Here is a 25256-nt window from a genome sequence, read left to right as displayed (position 1 = left end):
TTTCAGTTGGTTTCGATGCCAGATAAAGGTATACGAATGTAGGTAATTTTATAACAAGGAAACAGATTCAATTTCATAAAAAAAAGCCTTTCCGCTTTAGCAGAAAGGCTTTTTTTATCTTGTTTAGACGAACTAGTCGATCGATACTTCCACCTGAGGTGCACCGGCCATGATGTCTTCGCTCGCAAAGTCAGCGTACTTGCTGAAGTTTTTCACAAACTTAGCAGCAAGGTCTGTTGCCTTGGCATCATACTGCTCTTTGTTAGCCCAGGTATTACGAGGATTCAATACTTCGTCTGGAACGTTAGGGCAGCTATTCGGCATTTCAACGCCAAACACAGGATGCTTCGTGTACTCCACGTTATCCAGCTCACCGTTAAGAGCAGCCGTGATCATAGCACGTGTATAAGGGAGTTTCATGCGTGAGCCTACACCGTAAGGACCGCCAGTCCAGCCAGTGTTCACGAGCCATACGTTCACGTTGTTCTCGTTCATTTTCTGGCCCAGCATCTCGGCATACTTGGTTGGGTGCAGCGGTAGGAAGGCTGCGCCAAAGCAGGCAGAGAAAGTAGTCTGTGGTTCCGTTACGCCAACTTCAGTACCGGCCACCTTGGCAGTGTAACCAGATATGAAGTGGTACATAGCCTGGCTAGTGTTCAGTTTAGAGATCGGAGGCAGTACACCGAAAGCATCTGCTGTCAGGAAGAAGATGTTTTTCGGGATATCAGCTCTTGATGGCTCGATCGCATTGTCAATGTGATGGATCGGATAGGCTGTACGCGTGTTCTCTGTTACAGAATTGTTCGTATAGTCAACTGTACGCGTGTTTTCTATAAAGCGTGTGTTCTCCACGATAGCGCCAAACTTAATGGCATCCCAGATCTGTGGCTCTTTCTCACGTGTCAGGTCAATTACTTTGGCGTAGCAACCACCTTCAAAGTTGAATACACTGTCTGTTGTCCAGCCGTGCTCGTCGTCACCGATCAGACCACGGTTAGGGTCAGCTGACAGCGTTGTCTTACCTGTACCTGACAGACCGAAGAAAATTGCCGTGTCACCGTCTTTGCCCACGTTGGCAGAGCAGTGCATCGATAATGTATTCTTCTCCTCAGGCAGGATGTAGTTCAGCACGCCGAAGATACCTTTCTTCATCTCACCTGCATAGCCAGTACCACCGATCAGGATGATGTTGCGGGTAAAGTTGATGATGGCGAAGTTAGACTGGCGTGTTCCATCTACTTCAGGATCAGCCTCAAACTCAGGGGCACAGATGATCGTGAAGTTTGGATTGTGGTCTTTAAGCTCTTCTTTCTCCAAACGCAAGAACATGTTGTTGCAGAAGAGGTTATGCCATGCTTGTGTGTTTACAATGCGCAGGTTCAGACGGTAGTCAGGGTGAGCACCGGCATAAGCATCGCGCACATAAAGTCGACGATCCTTCAGGAAGTCGATCATTTTGTCGTAGAGTCTGTCGAACTTCTCAGGGTCGAACGCAATGTTGATGTCGCCCCACCATACGGTTTTTTCGGTTTTGGCGTCTTTTACCACAAAGCGGTCCTTAGGAGAACGACCTGTGAATTTGCCTGTGTCACACATCAGGGCGCCAGTGTCAGTGAGTACGCCTTCGCCATTTTTCAGAGCCTCTTCCACTAGCTCGGCAGGAGTGAGGTTCCAAAGCACTTCTTTAGCTTCTTTGATGCCCAGGCTCTCCAGACCTACTGTACCTGATTTAATACCAGATTCTTTCATTTGAAAATAAAGGGTTTTAAGTGAACTGTTTGTTTCACAACGGTGCTACAAAAATATAAAATATTAGATATTAAAATAAGATTAGTCGCTATAATTAAAAAAGAGGTCTGCAAATGGCGTTGCCCCAAAAAATATTTGTCTGTAAGTGTTTAAACCGATATATTTACCTTCTTTGTATGCTCAACTAAACTAAACAATCAACTAACAAATCCTATGTCTTATAAAGAACATACGCTTACTGACCAGGTAAGTGAGCAAAATGCACCGATTGGCGCTGACCCGACCGGCCCAGAGATGTTCGGGCATCCGAAGGGACTGTTCTACCTTTTCTTTGCCGAGCTCTGGGAGCGCTTTAGCTTTTATGGTATGCGCGCCCTGTTGGTGTTATACATGGTGAACAACCTGTTTGAGTCATTTGCGAATCGCGATGAGATTGCAATTGGTATCTACGCAGCTTATGGCGCCTTAGTTTATGCTACTCCTGTAATTGGCGGTATGATCGCCGATAAATTACTCGGCTATCGTAAAGCGATCATGCTGGGTGCCGTTTTGATGGCGCTTGGACACTTCGCACTCGCGATCGAACATCCTGTATTCTTCTACGGTTCTCTTGCTCTTTTGATTGTAGGTAACGGCTTTTTCAAACCGAATATTTCAACGCTTGTAGGCACGCTTTACAGAGAAGGCGATACGCGCCGCGATGCTGGTTTCACCATTTTCTACATGGGTATCAACATCGGTGCGATGGTAGCCCCGCTTGTTTGCGGCTGGTTAGGCATGGAATATGGCTGGCATTATGGTTTCGGCGCTGCCGGTATCGGTATGTTGCTCGGTCTGGTGATGTTCTGGCAAGGTGGACGTAGCGGCGTGTTTGGTAACAACGGGCTTCCGCCGGAGCCAGCTGTTATTAAAGAGCGTGTAGCAGGTGTAACAAAAGAGGCATGGGTAACAATCCTCAGCTTCCTGTCACTTCCTGTTTTCGGTCTCCTCCTGTACAATGGTACACTGGATCTGCCAGGTTTCGGTGAGACGGTATTCGACGGTTCCATCATGCACATCGTGATGAACTACATCCTGCTTCCAGTTATCACGCTTGTGTTGATTTACAACCTGGTGAAGGTGGACAGTGTAGAGCGTCAGCGCCTTTTTGTGGTAATCCTGTTGACATTCTTCATCACAGTGTTCTGGTCATTCTTTGAGCAGGCAGGTTCTTCTCTTACCCTGTTTGCCGAGCGTAACGTGAACCTGACGTTCATGAATGCGGCGCAGACCAACTCGATCAACCCATTCTTTATCATCCTGTTTGCACTGCCGTTCTCAGCTATGTGGGTGTTCCTTTCCAAACGTCGTGTAAACCCATTCACGCCTGTAAAATTTGCCTTAGGTATAGCACAGCTTGGTTTGGGCTTCCTGATCTTCGCCTGGAGCGCCAACTATGCTGATGCGGAAGGCAGAGTGTCGATCTGGTTCCTGATCCTGGGCTATATGTTCATCACAACTGGTGAGCTATTCGTATCACCTGTTGGTCTTTCTAAAGTAACGGAGCTTTCTCCTAAGAAGATCGTGGCCTTCATCATGGGTATCTGGTTCCTGTCATCTTCTTTCGCGCACTACATCGCTGGCCTTATCGCTAAGCTGACTGCTGTGAGCGGTGGTGAAGGCGAAGCTGCCACAGGTATGGCATCCTTAATGGTATACACTGGCGTGTTTGAACAAATCGCCTATGTGGCCTTCGGATTCGCGGTGCTTGCCCTGTTGCTGACTCCGATCATGCGCAAGTGGATGCACGGCATTCACTAATCTGCAGAATATAGTATTCAAAAGAGCCCGCACTTTAACTAGTGCGGGCTCTTTGTTTTTATAGTACAATTTGTGATATTGCGAAAAATTCTGAAAATACGCTAAATATGCTTGATATTTAATTATTTGCTGCTATTTATGAATTTCGACTTTTAGCCATTTTACAATTTCCATGCATTTCTTATTCAGGCATCTTTTTTCAGCTGCCGTCCTATTGCTTATTGCCACCTCCTGTGAGGTAGAAACAACTGCCATTACGGAAACTGATCCTCCCACTCCGGAGCCGCCAGTCACCACGTATACTATCAAGAAAGGCGAACACGCCACCAACAGCCAGTTCAGGTTTGTCCAAGCTTCCATCATCCGTTTTGAAGCGGCTTTTGACAGCTCAGCCATTTACACCACAGCTATACCTAACAACCAGGCAGACATTAATAAACTGTATGGCCTGTCAGACTGCGATACAGACCACCACACCAACAGTGCCCGTTTTGGCTGGCGCTGGTACAATAACCGTCTGGAGATTCACGCCTATACCTATAGCAACAAGCAGCGCAACACAGCCTATATTGCTTCAGTACAACCCGGCCAGACGAACAGGTATGAATTAGAGATGGGAGAGAAGGTGTATACTTTTAAGGTAAACGACACGCAAATCACACTGCCGCGTAACTGCGCTACAGCTAGCAGCCACTACCAGCTATACCCATACTTTGGGGGAGATGAAACGGCACCACATGATGTCACGATTAAGATCAGAGAATTGTAATTAATTATTCTAATAACATTTTTACCTATTTTTATGGATGTCGTATAATTAATTGACCTAATGTTTTATTTAAATAGATAGGGTATGGGGAATAAAAAAGCAGTTTTACAACTCTGTGCTATTGGTTTGGTTCTTACATTAACAATATCATGTGATCGCTCAGAGCAACCTATACCTAGGCAGGATACAACTCTAGCAGCTCCTGTGCATACAGCAGACGCAAAAAAAGGTAAACCGATTACTTATACTACATACATTATTCGCAAAGGTCAGCATTCTTCTACAAGTTCCTATAGAAGTGTAAAAACAAGTTTTCTCCGTTTTGAGGCTGTCTTTGATAAATCGGCTGTATATACTACCATACTGGCCAATAATCAGGCAGATATCAATAAGCTGTATGGTATGTCCGATTGCGGAAGCCTACACCAAACCAATAGTGCCCGATTTGGTTGGCGCTGGTATAACAACAGACTCGAAATTCTAGGATATGTTTACAATGGAGGCAAGTGGTCGTATCAGTACATCACATCTGTCGATCTCGACAAACCCTATACCTACGAACTCAGTTTGCTTAGTCAAAGCTATTTGTTTAGCGTTAATGGCGTAAATGTCAGTTTGCCAAGAAGTTGTAGTGGGCAAGGGAGTGGGTATATGCTTTATCCTTATTTTGGTGGTGATGAAACAGCACCACACGATATTACCATCCGAATCCGAGATTTATAGACTGTGCAAATGCCTTACCAAGCACAAAATGTTAAATTAGATGACTTCGGTTTTAACATAAATTTAGAATAAAAAGCAACATAAACACAAAGCCCCGGACCAAAAGGCCCGGGGCTTTGTTAAATTCAATCTTTGGGAGTCGATTACATCATGCCACCCATACCGCCCATGCCACCTGGCATGCCAGCAGGAGCGCTACCTTCTTCAGAAGGCTCTTCTGATACTACACACTCAGTTGTAAGTAGCAGACCAGCGATAGAAGCAGCGTTCTCAAGCGCCAGACGAGTTACTTTAGTTGGGTCGATGATACCGGCCGCAAACATGTTCTCGTACTTGTCGTCGCGGGCATTGTAACCGTAATCAGCCTTGCCTTCACGTACCGCCTGCACCACTACTGAACCTTCGCCACCGGCGTTGGCTACGATCGTGCGAAGCGGAGACTCAAGCGCAGTTTTGATGATACTTACACCTGTCTGCTCGTCAGCGTTGTATACGTCCACGTTGTTCAGGGCGTCCAGCGCACGGATCAGGGCTACGCCACCACCGGCTACGATACCTTCTTCAACGGCAGCTCTTGTTGCATGCAATGCATCGTCTACACGGTCTTTCTTCTCTTTCATCTCTACTTCAGTAGAAGCACCGATGTAAAGGATGGCAACACCACCAGAAAGCTTGGCAAGACGCTCCTGTAGTTTCTCTTTGTCGTAGTCAGATGTAGTTGTTTCCATCTGAGCCTTGATTTGGTTTACGCGAGCTACGATATCATCTTTCTGGCCAGCACCATTCACGATGGTAGTGTTGTCCTTGTCGATGATCACTTTCTCTGCCTGACCGAGGTAGTCCAGGGTAGCGTTCTCCAGTTTGTAACCGCGCTCTTCAGAGATTACAGTACCACCTGTCAGAATAGCGATGTCTTCCAGCATGGCTTTTCTGCGGTCACCAAAGCCAGGAGCTTTCACAGCAGCGATCTTCAAGGAGCCACGCAGTTTGTTTACTACCAGTGTAGCAAGCGCTTCGCCGTCCACATCTTCAGAAACGATCACAAGACCTTTACCAGTCTGAACCACTTGCTCCAATACAGGAAGCAGTTCTTTCATGGTAGACACTTTCTTGTCGTAGATCAGGATGTAAGGGTTGTCAAACTCTGCTTCCATCTTCTCTGGGTTGGTTACGAAGTAAGGAGACAGGTAACCACGGTCAAACTGCATACCTTCTACAGTCTTTACCTCAGTTTCAGTACCTTTTGCTTCCTCTACAGTGATCACACCGTCTTTACCAACCTTGTCCATCGCGTCGGCAATCATCTTACCGATCTCAGCGTCGTTGTTGGCAGAGATAGTACCCACCTGAGCGATCTCAGAAGAGTTCTCGATTTTCTTAGACTGTGAACGCAGGTTCTCTACTACAGCGTGCACCGCCTTGTCGATACCACGCTTAAGGTCCATTGGGTTGGCACCAGCCGCTACGTTCTTGATACCGGCTGTGTAGATAGCCTGGGCTAGTACAGTAGCAGTAGTCGTACCGTCACCTGCCTGGTCAGCTGTTTTAGAGGCAACCTCTTTTACCAGCTGAGCGCCCATGTTTTCGATCGCGTCTTTCAGCTCAATCTCTTTCGCTACAGATACACCGTCTTTTGTGATCGTAGGGGCACCAAATTTCTTATCGATGATTACGTTGCGACCTTTAGGGCCCAAGGTAACTTTTACAGCATTTGCCAGTTTGTCAACGCCAGACTTAATTTTGTGGCGAGCGTCAGCATCAAATGTGATGTTCTTAGCCATAGTTATATCTCTTTGGTTTTGTTTAAATGGAATAGATTAAAGGATAGCCAGGATATCTGACTCACGCATGATCAGGTAATCGTTGCCGTCAACAGAAATCTCTGTACCTGCATACTTGCCGTACAACACCTGGTCGCCAACGGCAACCTGTGGCTTCATCAGAGCGCCTTGCTCAGATACTTTGCCCTCGCCTACAGCTACGATCTCACCGCGCTGTGGCTTCTCTTTAGCAGTGTCCGGAATGATGATACCAGACTTCGTTTTTTCCTCTGCTGCAGCAGGAGCTACAATCACTCTGTCTGCTAATGGTTTAATGCTGATTGACATAGTTTGTTATGTTTTTAGTTTTTGTGGTTAATGATTTAACGTTGAAACCATACTGTCCCTATCATTTCCTGTGCCAAGGCCAATTTCCTGCCAATTTGGGTCATTTTAGCAGTTCAAATTAGTTCCCTGCCTGACAAATTTGTCAGGTACTGTCAGTCAGGATCTATTTGTCAGTTCGCACTGGTAGGGTACAGGACAAAATAAAAAAGCCGGCTTTGAAGGCCGGCTTTCAATTTGTCAGTTCTTTATTACTGTGCAGTGTCTACCATTTCCGGTATCTCACCCGTTCCCGGGATTGACATGTCTTCTTCACCTTCAGCGCCTGGCAGGGCTGGGGCAGCCGGAGCACCCATCTGGCGGGCACGCTCTTCGTTCACGCTGCGGACAGTAGACTCAGTATTGGTATCGATCATCATGTGCGTACCAAGTGTTAGTACAACCAGTGCGATTGCGAAGCCCCAGGTCAGTTTTTCGAGCAGGTCGCCTGTGCGCTTTACGCCCATCAGCTGGCTGGCACCGCCACCACCAAACTGGCTTGAAAGTCCGCCTCCTTTAGGATTCTGGGCTAGTACTACTAAAACAAGAAGTACGCAAATGAAAAGAATGATACTGATTAGGGCGATATACATTTTATGTTATGTTTTGTAATTTCTCGATCTGTTCGGCAAAGTAAGACTTTTTTTCCGGATATTTCAAAATAAGCTGTTCATAAATTTTAACAGCCTTTTTAGGCTTTCCTTGTTGGATAAAGATGTTGGCCAGGCTTTCAGAAGCCATTCCCTTCTTTATTTTAGAGCTCTTAAGCGATAAATCCTCCTGTGGCTCAGGCTTTAGCTTCAGGTTGGCCATGGTCTTGAGCTTCGGATTCAGCTTAAGGAACTGGTCGATAATGTCAAGCTGCTTGCTGAGCACGTGGGCAGTTGGCTGTATCGCTTTTTCGAGTTCGTGCGTTTTGCTATACTCTAAAATCAGCTCTGGGTGGAAGCTTTGTGGGCGTGACCGGGTATAGTCATCCTTCAGTTGCAGCACCTCGCCCATGCGGCTCGATCCCATCCAATAGCCCAGTGCATCTTCCGCGTATAGTCGGTCTATCTCGTCAAAAGAATAGTTGATCTCGGCATCTTCGGCGTTTACCAGTGCAGGTTCGTCTGCATCTTCAGCAAAAATGTCACTGTCAGGTTCTGTATTCTCCGCTATTGACGTCTCGGTAGTGAGTGAATTAGCTTGGTAAGTTTCTGTTTGGGGAACAGGTATAGCCTCTTCTTCAGTTTCAGCGTGCTGATCTTCTGCTTCGGCTTCTACTTGTTCTGTCTGCTGCGTTACTTCCAGTTCGTGCAGTACTTCAGCCGCTTCTGTCAGGTGGGCGTGCTCTGTTTCCTGTTCTGCGGCTTCGATGCTTTCTTCTTCCCGCTGGCTCAGCAGGTCAGTGGAAGAGGAACTGATGCTGTTGAAAGTGAACAGCAAGGCCAGTTCAGAGTCTATTTCTGCATCAGGCGATTCTGTTTCCGACTCAGCTTCTATGTACAGACTTTCCTCAACAGGAGCAGGGGCGTATACTTCTTCCAGTGTTTCTTCCGGATATGAAGTTTCCGGCTCAGGTATAGCTTCTGTTGTTTCAGCATCTTCTGTTACGGATTGTTCAGCAATAGCCGCTTCTGTGTCGCTTTCCAGCTCTGTTACTGTATCAGAAGTTATAATTTCCGCTTCATCTGCCAGTGCTATTTCTTCTGTCTCTTCGGCATAAGCAGGTTCCAGAACAGGAGAGGTATAAATGATGCGCTTGAGGAGCTGACGGTCTGTTGCGTAGGCAGAAGCACGGCGCAGACGCTGCGTGGAGAGCATGCTGCCTTTGTCATAAGCTGACTTTGCCAGCAGCAGATGGGCCGTCTGGCAATAGGGGAAGGTAGCCGCTACCTGCTCCAGTTCGCTTTGCTGCTGGTCAGAAATGTCGGATACCTGCTTGATCAGTTTAAGAAAGGCAGATTTATTCATGTAAAGGTGATGATGCTATGTTATGACTACCAGTTGGCAACCGTCTTGTTAAACACATCAGCCACAAGGCGATCGGTCATACGGTCGATGGCCGCAGGCGGAATGCTTGTGATGTCCACATTTTGAGGAAAGTCCTCTGTGATTGTAAACTGCTGATCAAAGTCCTGCTCCGGATCTTTTGCGTTTGTAAAGCGGATCTGGATGCCCATGGTAAGGCGGTTCAGCGTCGCCTGGTCGATGTTGCCGTCGCGCTGTACTGCCGCTGGAGTCAGTGTAAAACTAATAATCTGTCCTTCCAATTGCAAGTCGCCGTCGCGCTGTAGTACGGTTAGGTTGGTGTTACGCTGATAATAGTTTCGGAAACTGTTGGTTACCACCTGTGTCAGGTTAGAAGGACCTTCGCCGGCACTGTTTTCAAAGTTCTGAATCGAAATGGTTCGGATGTCAGGTGATATAGAGGTTCCTGTGAAAGAGTACACCCCGCAGGCGGTGCAGAAAATTGCCAATAGCAGGCTCAGGAATAAAGTGAGGCCCTTAGTTCTCGATATCATATTGCTTTAGTTTACGGTAGAGCGTTCTTTCGGAAATGCCCAGGTCATTGGCTGCATACTTCCGCTTGTTGTTGTGCTTTTTGAGCGCTTTCAGAATCATTTCCTTTTCCATTGATTCCAGCGAAAGGCCTTCCTCCTCAGTTTCATGGGAGATGTCTTCTACTCTTTCGTCGTACTCTTCCTCGTGGCGGGGTTGCTGCACTGGTAAGTAATATGGCTCTGGCTGCTCTGCCCCTTTGTAAGGACGCACATGGTTTACTTTTTCTATGTTCTCAAACAGATGGCTGTGCTCCTTAAGTAGTTCGTTATCACCTGGCTGACGCGTCATGAGCTCGAACACGAGCTTTTTGAGCTCCGATACATCGCGGCGCATGTCAAAAAGAACCTTGTAAAGCAGGTCGCGCTCCGAAAAGGACTGGTCAGCACCAGGTTCTTTTGCCAGCAGGGCTGGTACCTGGCTGCCGCCTTGCTCACGGGGCAGGTAGTGCCGCAGCTTGTTGGCATCCAGTTCACGGTCGTACTCCAGCACCGAGATCTGCTCTACAATATTCTTCAGCTGACGGATGTTGCCCGGAAAGCGAAAGCTCAAAAGCTCCTCCACCGCATCTTGCGTCAGGCTAATGGGCTTGACACGATAACGCTCAGCAAAATCTGAAGCAAACTTTCTGAACAGTAGGTAGATATCCTCACCACGTTCACGTAATGATGGAACTGTGATCGGAACCGTATTGAGGCGATAGTACAGGTCTTCCCGGAAGCGGCCTTTCTCTACTGCGTTGATCAGGTTCACGTTGGTAGCGGCAACCACACGCACATCGGTCTTCTGCACTTTGGAAGATCCTACCTTGATAAATTCTCCGTTTTCGAGCACACGCAGCAGGCGAGCCTGCGTACCGAGTGGCATCTCACCGATTTCGTCAAGAAAGATCGTACCGCCGTCCGTTACTTCAAAGTAACCCTTACGGGTGTCTGTGGCGCCGGTAAAAGATCCTTTTTCGTGACCGAAAAGCTCCGAATCAATGGTGCCTTCAGGTATAGCGCCACAGTTGATGGCGATAAACTGACCATGTTTGCGCGGACTCAGGTGGTGAATGATCTTGGAGAAAGACTCTTTGCCGCTGCCGCTCTCACCCGTGATCAGCACAGTCATATCGGTGGGGGCCACCTGGGCCGCCACCTGTATGGCGTAGTTTAGCAAGGGTGAGTTGCCGATGATGCCAAAGCGCTGTTTTATACTCTGTATATCGATATTGCGCATTATTTTTTTATTTGAAGATTAGATGACCTGGAAAAATTCCAAGCCTAATCTACCGCTTCGCCGAAGAGCGTGCCTACGGAGCAGTCGTTTACAAATACATTCACGTAATCGCCTTTCTTATAATGTTTCTTGTCAAAGATCACGACTTTGTTCTGGTCATTGCGGCCGCTCAGCTGTTGATCTGACTTCTTAGAAAAGCCCTCCACCAGCACACGGTGCACACGACCCAGATCACGCTTGTTGCGGTTCAGAGAACATTCGCGCTGCTTTTCGATGATCTCAGCCAGGCGACGCTTCTTTACTTCCAGCGGAATGTCGTCTTCCAGTTTGCGGGCAGCCAGTGTGCCTGGGCGCTCTGAGTAGAAGAACATGTATGAGTAGTCGTACTGCACGTAGTCCATCAGCGACAGGGTATCCTGGTGCTCTTCCTCTGTTTCGGAGCAGAAGCCAGCGATCATGTCCGAAGAGATGCCGCAGTCTTCACCCAGTATAGCACGGATAGCGTCTACACGATTCAAGTACCACTCCCGGTCATAGGTACGGTTCATTAACTCGAGTACACGGGAGTTACCGCTCTGGGCAGGCAGGTGTATGTATTTGCAGATGTTGTCGTACTTTTTCATGGTATACAACACCTCGTCTGTAATGTCTTTCGGGTGGGAGGTGGAGAAGCGTACACGCAGGGTAGGGCTGAGTTTAGCCACCATTTCCAGCAGCTGCGCAAAGTTTACGTGCTCGTTGCCGTCTTCTGAAGCCCATTTATAAGAGTCCACATTCTGTCCAAGCAGTGTCACCTCCTTATAGCCCTGTGCAACCAGTGCCTCGGCTTCCCGCACGATAGAGTGCGCATCGCGAGAGCGCTCACGCCCGCGTGTGAATGGCACTACGCAGAAAGAGCACATGTTGTCACAACCACGCATGATCGAGATAAAGGCACTCACTCCGTTGCTGTTCAGTCGGATCGGGTTGATGTCGGCATAGGTTTCTTCGCGTGAAAGAAGTACGTTCACAGCCTTCTGGCCACCATCCACTTCATTGATAAGGTTAGGTAAGTCACGGTAAGCATCTGGGCCTACTACCAAATCCACGATTTTTTCCTCTTCCAGCAGCGATTTTTTCAGGCGCTCGGCCATGCAGCCAAGTATGCCAATCACCATTTCAGGCTTCTTCTTCTTGAAGTAATTGATCTGGCCCAAACGATTGCGAACTGTAGTCTCCGCCTTCTCTCGGATAGAGCAGGTGTTAAGGAATACCACATCCGCCTGCTCGATCTGAGCCGTTGTGTCGAAGCCCTGCTCAAACATGATTGACGACACAATCTCGCTGTCTGAGAAGTTCATCTGGCAGCCGTAGCTCTCGATGTACAGTTTGCGGGTCTTGCCGGTATTAGTTTCAGCCGTTACTTTGGTGTCGCAAGAAGCGGCTGCGGTAGCCTGTTCAGGAGTGCGGTTATCTATAAAATCTAAATCAACGATTGGGTCCATACTTCAAAAAATCTCTTAGGAGGTGCAAATATACTATAATCCGCTGTAAAACGTGACAGAATGGCAGAGGAATTCTTTAAATCTAATGCGCTTATTCAAGCCCTAAGGCTTTCCGTATACCTTGTGCTTTGAGCAGGCACTCTTCATACTCCTGTTCAGGTATAGAATCGTAGGTGATGGCGCTGCCCACCATGAACGACAAGTAGCCTGTTAAGGCGTTGTACTGCAGACTTCGGATCACGACATTAAAGTCGAAGTCCTGATCAGGTTTCAGGTAGCCGAAGGCGCCTGAGTAGAGTCCTCGTTTGGTAACCTCTAGTTCTTCAATCAGCTCCATGGCCCTGATCTTGGGTGCACCGGTCATGCTCCCCATCGGGAAAGCCCCTTTCAGCGCATCGGTGATCGTACATTCTGGCCGCAGTTCACCAGATATCGTCGAGATCATTTGCGAAACCTGCCTAAAACCGTAAATGCCGAACATTTCTTCGACCTGAATGGTGCCCGTAGCGCAGGAGCGGCGCAGGTCGTTGCGTACCAGATCCACGATCATCATGTTTTCGGCCAGTTCTTTTTCGTCATGGCGCAGCTGCTGTTGTAGCTGCTGGTCCTCCTTGGGTGTAGCGCCGCGACGAATCGTCCCCTTGATAGGCTGTGAGATCAGTTTGTTGCCTTCTTTCTTGAGAAAACGCTCCGGGGAGGCGCAAAGCAGGTATAGATCATCGTATTTCAGAAAGCCCGAAAATGGTGTAGGAGAAAGTGCGTTGAGCTGCAGGTATAGCGGCAGGGGAGACAGCTTCACTTCCTCTGCATAAAACTCCATACAGTAATTCAACTCGTATACCTCGCCATCCCGGATATAGTCCCGCACCCGCTCTACATTACGAATGTAGTCTTCCTTCTGCACTCGCTGCTGGAGCTGAATAGGGGATATAGAGAAGTCCTCAGGTATAGGAGTCGCTAGTATCTGCTGTAAAGAAACTTGAATATTATCAGCTTTGCTGCTGATGATTAGGCTGTTTTTATTAAAGTGAAGGTATAGCTCCGGTTCAAAAAAGAATATGTCCGGAAAGCCTATCGCATCTGCATTATGGCTGATGAGTTTCTCTACCTGATTCTTGAGGTCGTAGCCCAGATAGCCGCACCATAGCGCTGGTTTTGCCTTCAGTTTGTCCTGCAGCTCCCCGAAGACATTCTCCTGTCCCCACTGAATTGGCTGCCCGTTTGATACAGCGATCAAATCATCAAAACCATGGTAAGGATAGGGGATATCATTGGAGGTATAGCTGGCTGCTAACCTGAACTGCTGCGCCCAGGCAAGAGCTTTCCGGCGAAGGAGGCTAAGTGAGCAGGATATATCTGCCAGCAGAATGGTTTTGGTATAAGCCATGTTATTACAGCTTTTTAAGCGTTTGGAGAGCCAATTTGGCTTTCCCGTCAATGCTATTTTTGTAATCGTGTCCTTTGTAAGCTAAGGCTCTGCTGAACCAGTGTCTGGCGAGCTCCGGTTTTTGCTCGTCCTGGTAAATGTAGCCCAGTTGCAAAGCCGAATAAGGAGCAAAATAAAGTGTAGTCAGCCGGCTTGCCTCTATGGCCTGTTCATAGTGCTGTTTGGCCTGCTGCAACTTATTCATGCCGTGGTAAATGCGGGCTTTGCGGTAATAATACTCAGCCCGCTCCGTAGGAGCAGTATCCGGCTTCATAGGCATTTGGTTCAGCATGCCAAGGGCTTCCGGGTAATAGCCTCCGTCGGATTGAAGTCGGGCCAGCATCAGGTAGCGGTTAGGCTTTACCTGCTCTTTGGCAAAACGGGCGGCGTAAGCATCTTCTTCCATCTCGGTTCGCCCTGCAAGCCCTATTTGTGTCAAATGCTTTTCTGCTTGATGAGCATGGCCGCCCAGCCAGTAAGCCAGGTATAGCTTGTAGTTGGCTGCTTTTAAGTAGTTCTCTCCTTTGTGCTGGGACAGGAACAGTTGGTTTGACTTTATAGAGTTGTTGAAATCAACTTTGTACAGGTATAGATCTGCCGCCATGTGATGCAGGTAGGGGAAGGAAAGATAGCCGGCCTGATGTGGTCTGCGCTGGTATACCTGCAAAGCGACTTCACTTTTTTTTGTCTTTTTGAGCACATGCATCGCTGCGAAAGTATAAAGGAGGTTGTCCGGATGCTGGCGGCTTAGCTGCAACATGGAGTTGCCTGCAACTTCATCTGCCTCCGGGTCAACCAAGTGTAATAACAGGATCTGCAAAAGCTGCGCCTCTTCCCGGAAAGGATTGTCTCTGGTGGCAGCTGCCTTCAGGTTTGCCATACCTGTTTCGATACTGCCCTGCATTCCGATGATGTTGAGCAATACACGGTAGGAGTCAGGCACGGAGCCGATCAGGACCTGCAGGGCACCGAGTGTTTTGCGGTTTGGCAGAAAATCGGGGTACTGCCGGGCATTGGCGCTGTATTGCAGGTAGGCCTGTCGTAAATCCCAGGCGGCGCCCAGTTTGTTGCCTTGCAGCAGTTTGCTCAGGGCGATCTGCAGCCGTACTTCAGCCAGGGCATAACCCACCCAAACGGAATTCTCTTTCAGGCTGCCAAGTAGCTGCAGTCGCTTTTCCTGACGAGATAGTATACCTGCGTATACCTCCGGGTTTTGTTGAATGGCCCATGTTAGAAAGTCCTGCTGGTTGTCGATCAGGATCGCGGCGGCATTGTCAGGATTATGCAGGAGCTCCTGCTGGATCAGACGGCGTCCATCCGGTATGCGCAGGCTGATGGATGCCTCGTAGGCCTGTCGCACGGTAGGGCCATAGACAGAGGTCGCCTGGGCAGGGTGGGAAAGGAGCAGGGATAGTAACAAAAAAAAAGGATGGGCAAACGCCATCCTTTTTCTATATGTATGCAAGCGCATAACGCTCAGCATGCTGTCATTTAGTAGATACGCTGCTCAACACCAGCCATAATACGGCCGCAGTGCTCGCAAACGATAACTTTTTTCTGAGCCGCTATATCAGCCTGGCGCTGAGGCGGAACTGTGTTGAAGCAGCCACCGCAGGCATCACGCTTCACTAATACTACTGCAAGTCCGTTGCGCACGTTCTTACGGATACGGGTATAGGCGCTAAGCAGACGGTCTTCGATCTGCTGTGCAGCATTGTCACGGTCTTTCTCCAGGTTCTTTTCCTCTTCTTCGCTCTCGGCTACGATCTGGTCAAGCTCGTGCTTCTTGTTTTCAAGGTCTTTGCGACGCTCTTCCAGACGGTTTTTCGTGCCTTCGATCTCGTTGATCTTCTGCTCGATCTGGTAGTGTGCCTCTTTGATTTTCTTTTCTGCGATCTGGATTTCCAGTTTCTGCAGCTCGATCTCTTTCGTGATGGCGTCGTACTCGCGGTTGTTGCGTACGTTTGTCTGCTGGTCTTCGTACTTGCGGATCAGACCTTCAGCGTCTTTGATAGACTGCTTGCGTTGGGCAATGCTGTCGTTGAGTGCTGCCACTTCATCGTCAAACTTACGAACCCTTACCTCATAGCCCTCAATTTCATCTTCCAGGTCCTGAACCTCTTCAGGGAGGTCGCCTCTTACGCGTCTAATTTCATCAAGCTGCGAATCGATACTCTGAAGCTTTAGCAGTGCTTCTAATTTGCTGGCTACCGTACTTTCCATGTAGTTAATAGGTGTATCTGATAGGGTTTGTGTTTACTTCCGATAAATAGACTGCAAAATTAGTAAAGTTTTTGGAAATTGTATCATAAAAAATCTCCTTTGTAAATACCTCACTTTCATAGTGTCCGATGTCAGCAATGAGCAGGCGGCCCTCTGCGTCGAAGAATTCGTGGTATTTCACGTCGGCTGTCACATAAGCGTCGGCACCCTGGCGTAGGGCGTCTTTTATCAGGAAACTGCCTGAGCCACCGCAAACCGCTACCCGCTTGATTTTTTTGTTACCCACCGGGGTATAGCGAACGCCCGGCAGCTGCATGTGCTGTTTCAGATAATCAAGAAATTCCTGCTCCGCCATAGGCGTTTCCAGCTCTCCGATCATCCCGATGCCAACTTCCTGGTTGCTGTTCTCGAGCAGGGTCAGAAAATGCGCTACTTCCTCGTAAGGGTGCGCCTCCAGTAATGCCTGCATGATACGCTGCTGCTTGAAGACAGGGAAAATCACCTCCACCCGGTTTTCCTGAACCTGCTCCGGCTTGCCTTTCTCACCAATGGTGGGATCTGCTTGTTCAGAAGGAAGGAAGCGACCGGTGCCCTGTACCTGGAAACTGCAGTCGCTGTACTCGCCGATTTGCCCGGCGCCGGCTTTATGTATAGCAGCCAACACTTCATCTGTATTCTCAACGGGAACAAAAAAGGCCAGCTGCATCAGGGTATGGGGTTTGGAACTGAGCATGCGGATGTTCTGTAGCTTCAGCTTTTCCGCAATTTTGGCATTCACGCCATTGTGCACGCTGTCCAGGTTGGTGTGGGAGGCGTAAATGGCGATATTATTTTGAATGGCCTTGATAATGGTGCGCTCCACATAGCTGTGCCCGGTCAGACTCTTCAGTCCTTTGAAAATGACCGGATGGTGTGCCACGATCAGGTTGCAGCCCTTCGCTTTCGCCTCATCTATGACTGCTACGGTGCAGTCCAGGGTCAGCAGCACGCCTTTTACTTCGTCGCCCGCGCTGCCGGTTTGCAAACCGGAGTTGTCGTAGCTTTCCTGGTAGGGTACAGGGGCGTACTGCTCCAGCACCTTTACTATATCGCCGATGGTGTTCTTATCTTTCATAGTCTAGTCTGCAATTAAAACACCAAATTACTAAGTTCGGCACAGCCCTGAAAATTTAAAGCACCTGTAGTTGCAGATAACCTGTGTCGGGCTGGCGCTTGAGCTCTTTGCCATTGAAGTAAAAAGCGGAGTAAGTATAGTCGGTATAGCACTTGCCCCGGTTCACGGTATAGGCGATGTCCAGCGTGTCAGTGTTTAGGTTGTTAAGGCGTAGCAGCATGCGCACCCTCGACTTGGTGTACATGACCGGGTAGGTCTCAAAAATCAGGTTATTCACGGTTTCATCAGTGCCGGTAAACAAGTAGTTAAAAGGCTCCCCATCAAGTATCAGTTGAATAGAATCCGGATGGATGCCGGCAGCCGGGTTATCGAATGGGCTGCTGCCCGAGGCGTCCACGAGGTAAAACGAAACAGGGGCCGGCGGATCGGAGCGTATAGTGGCACAGGGAGTGCAGGCCGAGGTGCCAAGCAGCAGAAAAAATGCAAAAAGGGTAAGGGTACGGCTTGTTTTCATGTGAAGATAAATGAGGTCGGATATTGCAAGTATTAAATATAGTGTATTCAGGGTATACAAATCAAGTCCGGACAACAGGCTTTGATCATATTTCTATACCTTTGCAATGTACAGCTGCACCTTATGACTGTTCTACGCTACCTGTTATGGCCATTTTCGATCCTCTACGGCGGTATCATGCTGCTGCGGAATCTGCTCTATGACAAGGGCTGGCTATCCTCGGTGCGTTTTGATCTGCCAGTCATAGCTGTTGGCAATCTCACGGTAGGAGGCACCGGCAAAACCCCGCACGTGGAGTACCTGCTGCGGCTATTGACCGACAAAAAAACAGCCGTGCTGAGCAGGGGTTACCGTCGTAAAAGCAAGGGTTTTGTACTGGCTGATGATAAAGCAACTGCCCATACCCTGGGGGACGAACCATTTCAATACTACCGCGATTTTCCGGACGTGACGGTTGCTGTCTGCGAGAGCAGACCCGCAGGTATAGCACAGCTGCTGCAGCTTAAACCTGCTCCTGAGGTCGTGGTTCTGGATGATGCCATGCAGCACCGCCCCGTCAATCCTTCGCTTAACCTGATGCTGACGGACTATGGTCGTCCGTTCTATGAAGACCATGTCCTGCCAACCGGACTATTGCGGGAGCCCCGGCAGGGTGCCCGGCGTGCTGATGCTATCATCGTAACAAAATGCCCTGCAACGCTAGCAACAGCTGAGATGATGCGTATAGACAAACGCATCCGCAGGTATAGCCGACCTGACACACCTGTGTTCTTCAGCGCATTTCGCTATGGCAACCCGGTAGGTATAGGCAATGCGACACAGCTGTCAATACGTGTTGTGCTGCTGACAGGTATAGCCAATGCCAGACCATTGCTGCGCTATTTAGCTGAGAAGAAATTTGAAATTGTGCAGCACCTGGAGTATCCAGACCACTATAGCTATACCTTAGCGGATATAGAAAAGCTGAAAGGTATACTAGAAGGAGGTAATGGTAAAGGTGTGATTATCATTACAACACGTAAAGATGCTGTAAAACTGTCAGATGGTATAGTTGCAACGTTGACCCGGGAGCTGCCTATATTTTACATACCGGTTGAAGTGTACTTTCTGCAGCAGGCTGGAGAGGCATTTGATGAACTGGTAGGGCAGCATGTAATCACATTCAAAGCATCTATACCCATCGCGGGGGATAAAAAATAAACTAAAACACCTTATACTTCATAGCAGTACGTATACGGGTTGCACGAAAATCACTAATTTTGGCTTGTGAAAAGTAAGCTCTTAGCAGTAATATGGCTCCTGGTAGGTCTGGCTGTTGCCCCGCAGGCACAGTCCCAGATCGTTGACGACACAACAAAAGTGCTCTACAGCCCTAGAACAACACTCCAGTTGTTCGAAAACGATGTGCTGGAAGGACGGTATCTGTTGCAGCGCATTGATACCAGCATCAACAACATGCATAATGAGCGCTTTTGGTACCAGGACACAGCGCATTATCAGCACCTAGGCAATGTGGGTACTGCATCCAAGCCTATTCTTTTCAGAGCCCCAAACAAGATTGGCGCCCGACTCGACAAAAACGTGTTTGACCGCTATGCTTATGATCCGCACCGCGTCAACTACTATGATACACGGTCTCCATACTCACACATTTACTACATTCAGGGGCAGCGTGGAGAGCAGATCTTTGAGGCCACTCACGCCAGGAACATCACCCCGCGCTGGAATGCCGGTGTGGCTTACCAGATCATTTCAGGGAACCGACAGATAGGTGTATCCAACCTGCGTCGCGATGGCATCCTGAGCAGCCAGGCTGTGAAGGCCTTTACGCATTATCGGTCCGAGAATGAAAAGTATGACCTCTTTGCAAATTTTACCCACCTCAATCACGAGCAGATCGAATTTGGCGGTATTATTCCCGGAGAAGCCAACCGTTTTCTGTTTCAGCAGGCGCTGACCTACCTCGACCAGGCCTCTACACGGGAGTTACGAAGCAACTATCACCTGATGCACATTTATAAACTGGCAGGCGAAGACCTGAAGCTCTTCCACAGCTTCGACTGGGGGCGTCAGCGCGATATTTTTCAGGATGATGCTATTTCGCGTCAGAGCAACGGTGAGCCAGTGTTTTACCCAAAAGTTCTCACACCGCTCACCCGAACCGATGACCGCACTGCTTACCGCGAAATGGAAAACATCGCTGGTGTAACCGGAAACAACAAACTGTCCTTCTACAAGGCCTACGCCAAGTTCCGCAATTCCAAACTCGACTACAGGGTGCTCAGCATAGCACAGCAGGACAGCTCGGAGCGTTACAACGAAAGCAATGAAAGTCTGAGCCAATTGTTTGTAGGGGGGGAATTGCGTCTGATGTACGGCCAGGCACTATTGTCTTTTGACGGTGAGTTTCAGATGACTAACGACTACAAAGTAGGTGCCACGGCTAAACTGGGTCCATTGCAAGGGCGTGTCAGCCGTGTGCTACGCTCACCCTCACTTATAGAGCAACGTATAATCGGTAACCACTTCGAGTGGACCAACGATTTCAACAATTCTGTGACTGACCGCTTGGAGGCAACATTTGCCGGCAAACTGGGCGCACGTCAGTTTGTTCGGCTAACCGGTCACTTTAACCACATCAAGCGCCATATTTATTTCGATCTGAATGCCGTTCCAGCGCAATATGCCGACAATCAACAGGTGTTTGGCGCCGAGCTTCAACATCATATCCGTTTCGGCAAGATTCACTTTGAAAATTTTGTCGCTTACACGAATACGAGCGAAGCGCCTGTGATCCGCATACCGGAGTGGTTGTTTGACTCAAAGCTTTACTTTGAAGGTGCGCTGTTTAGAAATGCACTGATAGGTCAGTTTGGGGTGCAAGTGTATTCTCCTACCGCCTACATGGCCGATGCCTACATGCCTGTTACGCAGCAGTTCCATCTGCAGAATGACTTCACTATACAGCCTTACCCCGTAACGGATGTGTTTATTACAGCTGATATCAAGAACCTGAACGTGTTCCTTAAAATGGCGAACATCGCTTCCGATCTGACAGCGCCTGGTTATTTCAGTACGCCTTACTACCCGGGCATGCGGACCAGCTTTGTTTTCGGCATTAAGTGGATGTTTTTCGATTAATCTATCTGACCCCGTATGTCTTCCCAATTTACCAAAACGATACTTCGCCTTCAGCTCCCTTCTGACCCGCGTTGGGTGAACATTGCTGAGAAAAACATTGAAGAAATATTAGTTGACCACGCTTACTGCGAGCAGAAAGCGGCCACCTCAGGTATATCCCTCATTGTGAAGTACCCTGACAAGACTCGCCTAGTGGAAGAGATGACAGATCTGGTAGCAGAGGAGTGGAGCCATTTTGAGCGTGTACTGGCAGAGTTGAAAAAACGTGGCTGGGGTTTGGGTCGCAATAGGCCGGATGAGTATGTGGTGGAATTGACAAAGCATATCCGCAAAGGTGGGCAACGGGAGCGCCAACTGATGGATCACTTGCTGGTGAATGCCCTGATCGAGGCCCGCAGCTGCGAACGCTTCAAACTGCTCTGGAAAAATATACAGGACGAAGAGCTCCAGAAGTTTTACTACGAGCTCATGGTATCAGAAGCGGGGCACTACGTAAGTTTTGTGAAGCTTGCCAAGGAGTATATGCCAGCAGACGTAGTGGATGCCCGCCTGAATGAACTACTCGAAATAGAAGCTGAGATCATCCGAAATCTGGAACCCCGACCGGATAGGATGCACTAAATTTATATTGATCTGAACTTTTCATTGTTTGACCGCCTAATTACACCTCTTTACTTTATTTAGTTTAATTAATTATAGCTTAGTTAATACTTATTCCTTTGGCAGGAGTATACTGTATGTAAGTATCACTTCTCAAATCGAATAATTATGAAACAAGCTTACTGTATTTTGTTTGCTCTGCTTATAGTATGTCTAAGCAGTGGACAAGCTTTAGCACAAGGTAAAAGCCGGATTGGCAAGGCAGCAGAGATTTCTCAGCTCTACAAGAGTAAAGCCAACCTAAAACAAACTCAGCGATCTGCCTCTCCTGAGGTGCGCCATCAGCTCCCTGGTAACAAATCCATTTCACTGTCAATTCGCAAGAGTAAAACCGCAAGGGACGGCGAGATTTTTTACGGGGAAGTTTCCAATGTTCCTAACAGTAACTTCTTTCTGAAAGTGTTGGGCAATCGGGTAACAGGCGATGTCATGATACCTGATCAGAAGCGCTATTATCGCTTTATGACAGAGCCAAACGGCGATGTATACCTACAGGAAGAGGACATTGACAAGGTGCTTTGTGTCGATTTCATGCGGCATCAAAGTGGTGAGCCTGGCCGTCCTGAGAACACCTTAGGCGCAGCTGCCATCCAGGTTCCAAAACTCGAAAGTCTGCCTGGAGCCACAGCCGTAGTACTGCTTGACTACGATGGACACTATGTTAACGGCACACTTTGGAACGAGATGTTCAATGGCGGCAATCCTATAGTCGCGCTGCTATGAACTACAGCGAGTCAGAGATAGCAGCTATGTGGGCCCTCATCAGTGCAGACTTCAGCGCCTTTGATGTCAACATCACGACTAGTGAGGAGGTCTTCAACCGTGCGCCCGTCAACCGGCGTGGCAGAGTCATTTTCACGCCGACAAATTATTTTTCGCCTGGTGATGGTGGTCGTGCTTACATCGGCTCTTTTACCTTTGGCGGCGAGATTTGGGGAGAAACACCCAGTTTCGTCTGGAATACAGGTGTCGTGGATGGCGGTAACACGGCTTCCCATGAAATTGGGCATATGCTGCACTTGTCGCACGATGGCAGAACTTCGCCCGCAGAGGAATACTACTATGGTAATGGGAGCTGGGCGCCTATCATGGGAGCAGCCTTTATTCCGTTCGCTCAGTGGAGCAAGGGAGATTATCCATTTGCTAATAACACAGAGGATGATCTGAACATAATCGCCACACGCAATGGTTTCGGTTATCGAACTGACGATCATGGTGACCATCATGAAGCGGCTTCTGCTTTGTTGATAGATGGGACGGGGGTAGTTGCACCAGCTTCGAATAAAGGGAACATCAGCAATTCAGATGATATAGATGTATTTTCATTTGAAACCTCGGGTGGTTTGGTTACGCTGCAAGTACAGCCAACTGCAGAGCATTCTAACCTGAACCCTCTGCTTGTCCTGCGGAGTGAAAGCGGTCAGGTGATCCGTGTGCAGGATGTAGGGCAACCTGCTGTCAGCATAGAAGAGGAACTTCAATCTGGCAGGTATTTTCTATCGATCGAGGGGGGAACCTCTGTTTACGGAGCATATTCTAAATATGGATCGCTTGGGGAGTATACCATCAGTGGGTACATACCAGTCGTTTCTCCAGTTATAGCAGTTGATCTAGTTTCTCCGGCAAGTGGCACTTATTTTAAAGCTGATGCTTCTGTGGATCTGGTTGTAGCACTCGACATTCCAGATAATGCCTCTATTCGACAGGTTGTCTACTACCAGGGGAATAAGGTATTGGGCGCTTCCAGCAAAGCACCCTATACTTTCCATTGGAAAGGTATAGGAAAAGGATCGTATGAAGTATACGCTGTAGCAGTCAATCAGCAGGGAGAAACATATGCCTCGGATCCTATCAGTATAACGGTTGTAAACGGTTACGGGGGAGGTAACAGGAACAGTTGCGAACTTCCGGATTGGCAACCTGATTTTAGGTATGTGGCAGGAGCACTTGCGTCATTAAACGGCAACACGTACGAAGCCCAGCGCATCTCAACAGGAAGTAATCCTTCGCAAAATAGTCACGCAAAGGGTGATTGGAAATACAGGGGCCCATGCCGTGGAGCAATTGCTTCAAACAAGTCTTCTTCTAAAGCTACAGCGGCTTTTTCATCGGACGACATCCTGGTATATCCTAACCCGGCCAGAAACAGAGGCGTTTTGCAGGTGGAGCTGCCTGAAGTACTGACTACAGCGCAAGTCACGCTGCAGGAAGTAGGTACTGGAGCCAGGTTAATGGAAAGCAATTACAGACAGGTATCCAAGATACCGATTCAGCTTAATAAGCTTCCTCATGGTTACTATGTGCTCAGAATTGTATCAGACAACCAGGTATGGACCAGAAAAGTTATCATAAATCCATAGACTGACACTATAGATCAGGGGCTATAATAATATAAGCCCCTACAGTTGCAGGTTGTCAAATGCCTGCACCAGTAGGGGCTTACATTTTGTGTATATCACGTCTTCTGTTTTTTCTTCTTAGCTGCCGGGAACAGGATATTGTTCAGGATAAGCCTATACCCGGGTGAGTTAGGGTGCAGGGCCAGGTCGGTAGGGTCTTCGCCTACCAGGTGCTGGTAGTCTTCCGGGTCATGACCACCATAGAAGGTCCAGGTGCCACGGGCTAAGGTGCCATGCATGTAGCGAATCTCGCCCACTTCTTTGTTTTCACCCATCACCACCACTTCTGGTTTGACCAGGCTTTTGCGGAAGGCAGTTGTCTGGCCCATGAACCCTTTGATGGTTTTGGCGTGGTTTTGCGTCAGCATGGTAGGTATAGGGTCCCACTTGGCTGAGAAGGTAAAGAGCTGGAAGAAGTCGTTTGGCTCTGTCAGACCGCGCTCCTGTGGCTGCATGTCAATATTGGAGTACTCATACTCAAGCGGGTTGCGCACCAGCGAGAAATCTTTGAATGCAAAGGTTTTACTGAAATCCAGTTTACTTTGCGCATTGGGATCAGCACCGTCACCGTCGTACATCGACTCAATAAAGTCCACGCCTTCTGCCGCCAGGGCAATGTCGTAGGTATCAGTGGCAGAGCACATGGCAAACAAAAAGCCGCCTCCGGCACAGAAATCACGGATGGTGCGGACTACTGCTCCTTTCAGTTCTGATACCTTTTTGAAGCCAAGCGATTTGGCAGAAGCCTCTGCTTCGCGCTGTTGTTCCTGGTACCAGGGATAATGGCGGTAGCTCGAGTAAAACTTGCCGTACTGCCCTGTAAAGTCCTCGTGGTGAAGGTGTAGCCAATCATACTTAGGTAGGTCACCGCGCATGATCTCTTCGTCATAGATCTTGTCATAAGGGATCTCGGCGTAGGTCAATACCAGCGTCACCGCATCGTCCCAGGGCATTTTGGACTTTGGAGTATAGACAGCAATCTTAGGTACCTTTTCCAGCTTCATGACATCCATATTGGCCTCCGGGTCGCTAATCTGGGTGAGGATGGTGTTGTATTGTGCATCAGAGATAACCTGGTAGCTGATCCCGCGCACGACCAGCTCGTTTTCAAGCTGCGGGGCATGCTGGAAGGCAAAGCTGCCACCCCGGTAATTAAGGAGCCAGTCAACCGACACGCTTTTGGAAAGCACCCAATAAGCCGCTCCATACGACTTCAGGTGGTCTTTCTGGGTGTCATCCATCGGTATAAGGACCGTGGAGCTGAAAGCATGAAAGGGGAAAACCAGGTATGCGATGAGCAGTATCAGGTAGCGGAATGACTTCATGGGCTTAACATATGGTAACA

The 25256-nt window shown here is 48.6% G+C and carries 22 protein-coding genes; 8 read left to right on the top strand and 14 right to left on the bottom strand.

Features of this window, described 5'->3' with window-relative positions:
• Positions 1–132 precede the first annotated feature (132 nt).
• Positions 133–1749 carry a phosphoenolpyruvate carboxykinase (ATP) gene (pckA, locus tag Q1A54_RS07195; protein WP_299986266.1) on the bottom strand — a complete coding sequence of 539 codons (1617 nt, stop codon included), beginning with the start codon at positions 1747–1749 and terminating at the stop codon, positions 133–135.
• A 213-nt stretch (positions 1750–1962) separates the two neighbouring features.
• Here pckA and Q1A54_RS07190 point away from each other — a divergent pair, with 213 nt between their 5' ends.
• The 3 genes from Q1A54_RS07190 to Q1A54_RS07180 all read left to right on the top strand — a co-directional run bounded on the left by Q1A54_RS07190 (position 1963) and on the right by Q1A54_RS07180 (position 5041).
• On the top strand, positions 1963–3549 hold the full coding sequence (locus tag Q1A54_RS07190) for a peptide MFS transporter (RefSeq protein WP_196114990.1): 1587 nt from the start codon (positions 1963–1965) through the stop codon (positions 3547–3549).
• A 214-nt stretch (positions 3550–3763) separates the two neighbouring features.
• Entirely contained in the window at positions 3764–4318 is a 555-nt protein-coding gene (locus Q1A54_RS07185; protein WP_299986263.1) for a hypothetical protein, read from the top strand.
• Positions 4319–4402: 84 nt separating this feature from the next.
• Positions 4403–5041: a hypothetical protein gene (locus tag Q1A54_RS07180; RefSeq protein ID WP_299986261.1), complete on the top strand. Its 639-nt coding sequence runs from the start codon at positions 4403–4405 to the stop codon at positions 5039–5041.
• Positions 5042–5184: 143 nt separating this feature from the next.
• On the opposite strand, the gene groL is transcribed toward Q1A54_RS07180, so the two are convergent.
• The 12 genes from groL to Q1A54_RS07120 form a co-directional block, all read right to left on the bottom strand.
• Entirely contained in the window at positions 5185–6822 is a 1638-nt protein-coding gene (groL, locus tag Q1A54_RS07175; protein ID WP_299986259.1) for a chaperonin GroEL, read from the bottom strand.
• 36 nt (positions 6823–6858) lie between these two features.
• The gene (groES, locus tag Q1A54_RS07170) at positions 6859–7149 is read right to left on the bottom strand and encodes a co-chaperone GroES (protein ID WP_007659288.1); all 291 of its coding nucleotides are present in this window, start codon (positions 7147–7149) and stop codon (positions 6859–6861) included.
• 248 nt (positions 7150–7397) lie between these two features.
• Complete coding sequence (gene secG / locus Q1A54_RS07165; RefSeq protein ID WP_299986256.1) at positions 7398–7778, bottom strand: preprotein translocase subunit SecG; 381 nt, start codon at positions 7776–7778, stop codon at positions 7398–7400.
• Between the two features lies 1 nt (position 7779).
• On the bottom strand, positions 7780–9141 hold the full coding sequence (locus Q1A54_RS07160; RefSeq protein ID WP_299986254.1) for a hypothetical protein: 1362 nt from the start codon (positions 9139–9141) through the stop codon (positions 7780–7782).
• 26 nt (positions 9142–9167) lie between these two features.
• A complete protein-coding gene (locus Q1A54_RS07155) occupies positions 9168–9692 on the bottom strand; it encodes an LptE family protein (protein WP_230391981.1) in 525 nt (174 codons plus the stop codon).
• A complete protein-coding gene (locus Q1A54_RS07150) occupies positions 9676–10950 on the bottom strand; it encodes a sigma-54 dependent transcriptional regulator (RefSeq protein WP_299986251.1) in 1275 nt (424 codons plus the stop codon). The genes Q1A54_RS07155 and Q1A54_RS07150 overlap by 17 nt, the downstream gene beginning before the upstream one ends.
• A 44-nt stretch (positions 10951–10994) precedes the next feature.
• On the bottom strand, positions 10995–12434 hold the full coding sequence (gene miaB / locus Q1A54_RS07145) for a tRNA (N6-isopentenyl adenosine(37)-C2)-methylthiotransferase MiaB (protein ID WP_299986249.1): 1440 nt from the start codon (positions 12432–12434) through the stop codon (positions 10995–10997).
• A 91-nt stretch (positions 12435–12525) separates the two neighbouring features.
• Positions 12526–13821, bottom strand: coding sequence for an anthranilate synthase component I family protein (locus Q1A54_RS07140; protein ID WP_299986247.1), 1296 nt, complete (start codon positions 13819–13821; stop codon positions 12526–12528).
• A 4-nt stretch (positions 13822–13825) separates the two neighbouring features.
• On the bottom strand, positions 13826–15280 hold the full coding sequence (locus Q1A54_RS07135) for a tetratricopeptide repeat protein (protein WP_299986245.1): 1455 nt from the start codon (positions 15278–15280) through the stop codon (positions 13826–13828).
• A 71-nt stretch (positions 15281–15351) separates the two neighbouring features.
• Entirely contained in the window at positions 15352–16083 is a 732-nt protein-coding gene (locus tag Q1A54_RS07130; RefSeq protein ID WP_196114982.1) for a C4-type zinc ribbon domain-containing protein, read from the bottom strand.
• Positions 16084–16087: 4 nt separating this feature from the next.
• A complete protein-coding gene (locus tag Q1A54_RS07125; RefSeq protein ID WP_299986243.1) occupies positions 16088–17197 on the bottom strand; it encodes a Nif3-like dinuclear metal center hexameric protein in 1110 nt (369 codons plus the stop codon).
• A gap of 55 nt (positions 17198–17252) precedes the next feature.
• Entirely contained in the window at positions 17253–17711 is a 459-nt protein-coding gene (locus Q1A54_RS07120; protein ID WP_299986242.1) for a hypothetical protein, read from the bottom strand.
• Between the two features lie 123 nt (positions 17712–17834).
• Between Q1A54_RS07120 and lpxK the strand changes: the two genes are divergently transcribed.
• From lpxK to Q1A54_RS07095, 5 genes are all read left to right on the top strand, one after another.
• On the top strand, positions 17835–18911 hold the full coding sequence (gene lpxK / locus Q1A54_RS07115; RefSeq protein WP_299986241.1) for a tetraacyldisaccharide 4'-kinase: 1077 nt from the start codon (positions 17835–17837) through the stop codon (positions 18909–18911).
• A 66-nt stretch (positions 18912–18977) separates the two neighbouring features.
• Positions 18978–20852, top strand: coding sequence for a putative porin (locus tag Q1A54_RS07110; protein ID WP_299986240.1), 1875 nt, complete (start codon positions 18978–18980; stop codon positions 20850–20852).
• Positions 20853–20867: 15 nt separating this feature from the next.
• Entirely contained in the window at positions 20868–21473 is a 606-nt protein-coding gene (locus tag Q1A54_RS07105; protein ID WP_196114977.1) for a tRNA-(ms[2]io[6]A)-hydroxylase, read from the top strand.
• A 147-nt stretch (positions 21474–21620) separates the two neighbouring features.
• Positions 21621–22235: a hypothetical protein gene (locus Q1A54_RS07100; RefSeq protein WP_299986238.1), complete on the top strand. Its 615-nt coding sequence runs from the start codon at positions 21621–21623 to the stop codon at positions 22233–22235.
• Complete coding sequence (locus Q1A54_RS07095) at positions 22232–23872, top strand: T9SS type A sorting domain-containing protein (RefSeq protein ID WP_299986236.1); 1641 nt, start codon at positions 22232–22234, stop codon at positions 23870–23872. The genes Q1A54_RS07100 and Q1A54_RS07095 overlap by 4 nt, the downstream gene beginning before the upstream one ends.
• Positions 23873–23967: 95 nt before the next feature.
• Here the strand turns inward: Q1A54_RS07095 and Q1A54_RS07090 are convergent, their stop codons facing one another.
• Positions 23968–25236 (bottom strand): asparagine synthetase B, encoded by a 1269-nt coding sequence (locus Q1A54_RS07090; protein WP_299986234.1) that lies wholly within the window; start codon positions 25234–25236, stop codon positions 23968–23970.
• Positions 25237–25256 lie beyond the last annotated feature (20 nt).

The sequence above is a fragment of the uncultured Pontibacter sp. genome (genome assembly GCF_947502515.1).
In the GTDB taxonomy this organism is placed as follows: domain Bacteria; phylum Bacteroidota; class Bacteroidia; order Cytophagales; family Hymenobacteraceae; genus Pontibacter.
The sequence above is the reverse complement of the archived record's forward strand: the minus strand, read 5'-3'. Positions and strand labels throughout refer to the sequence as shown.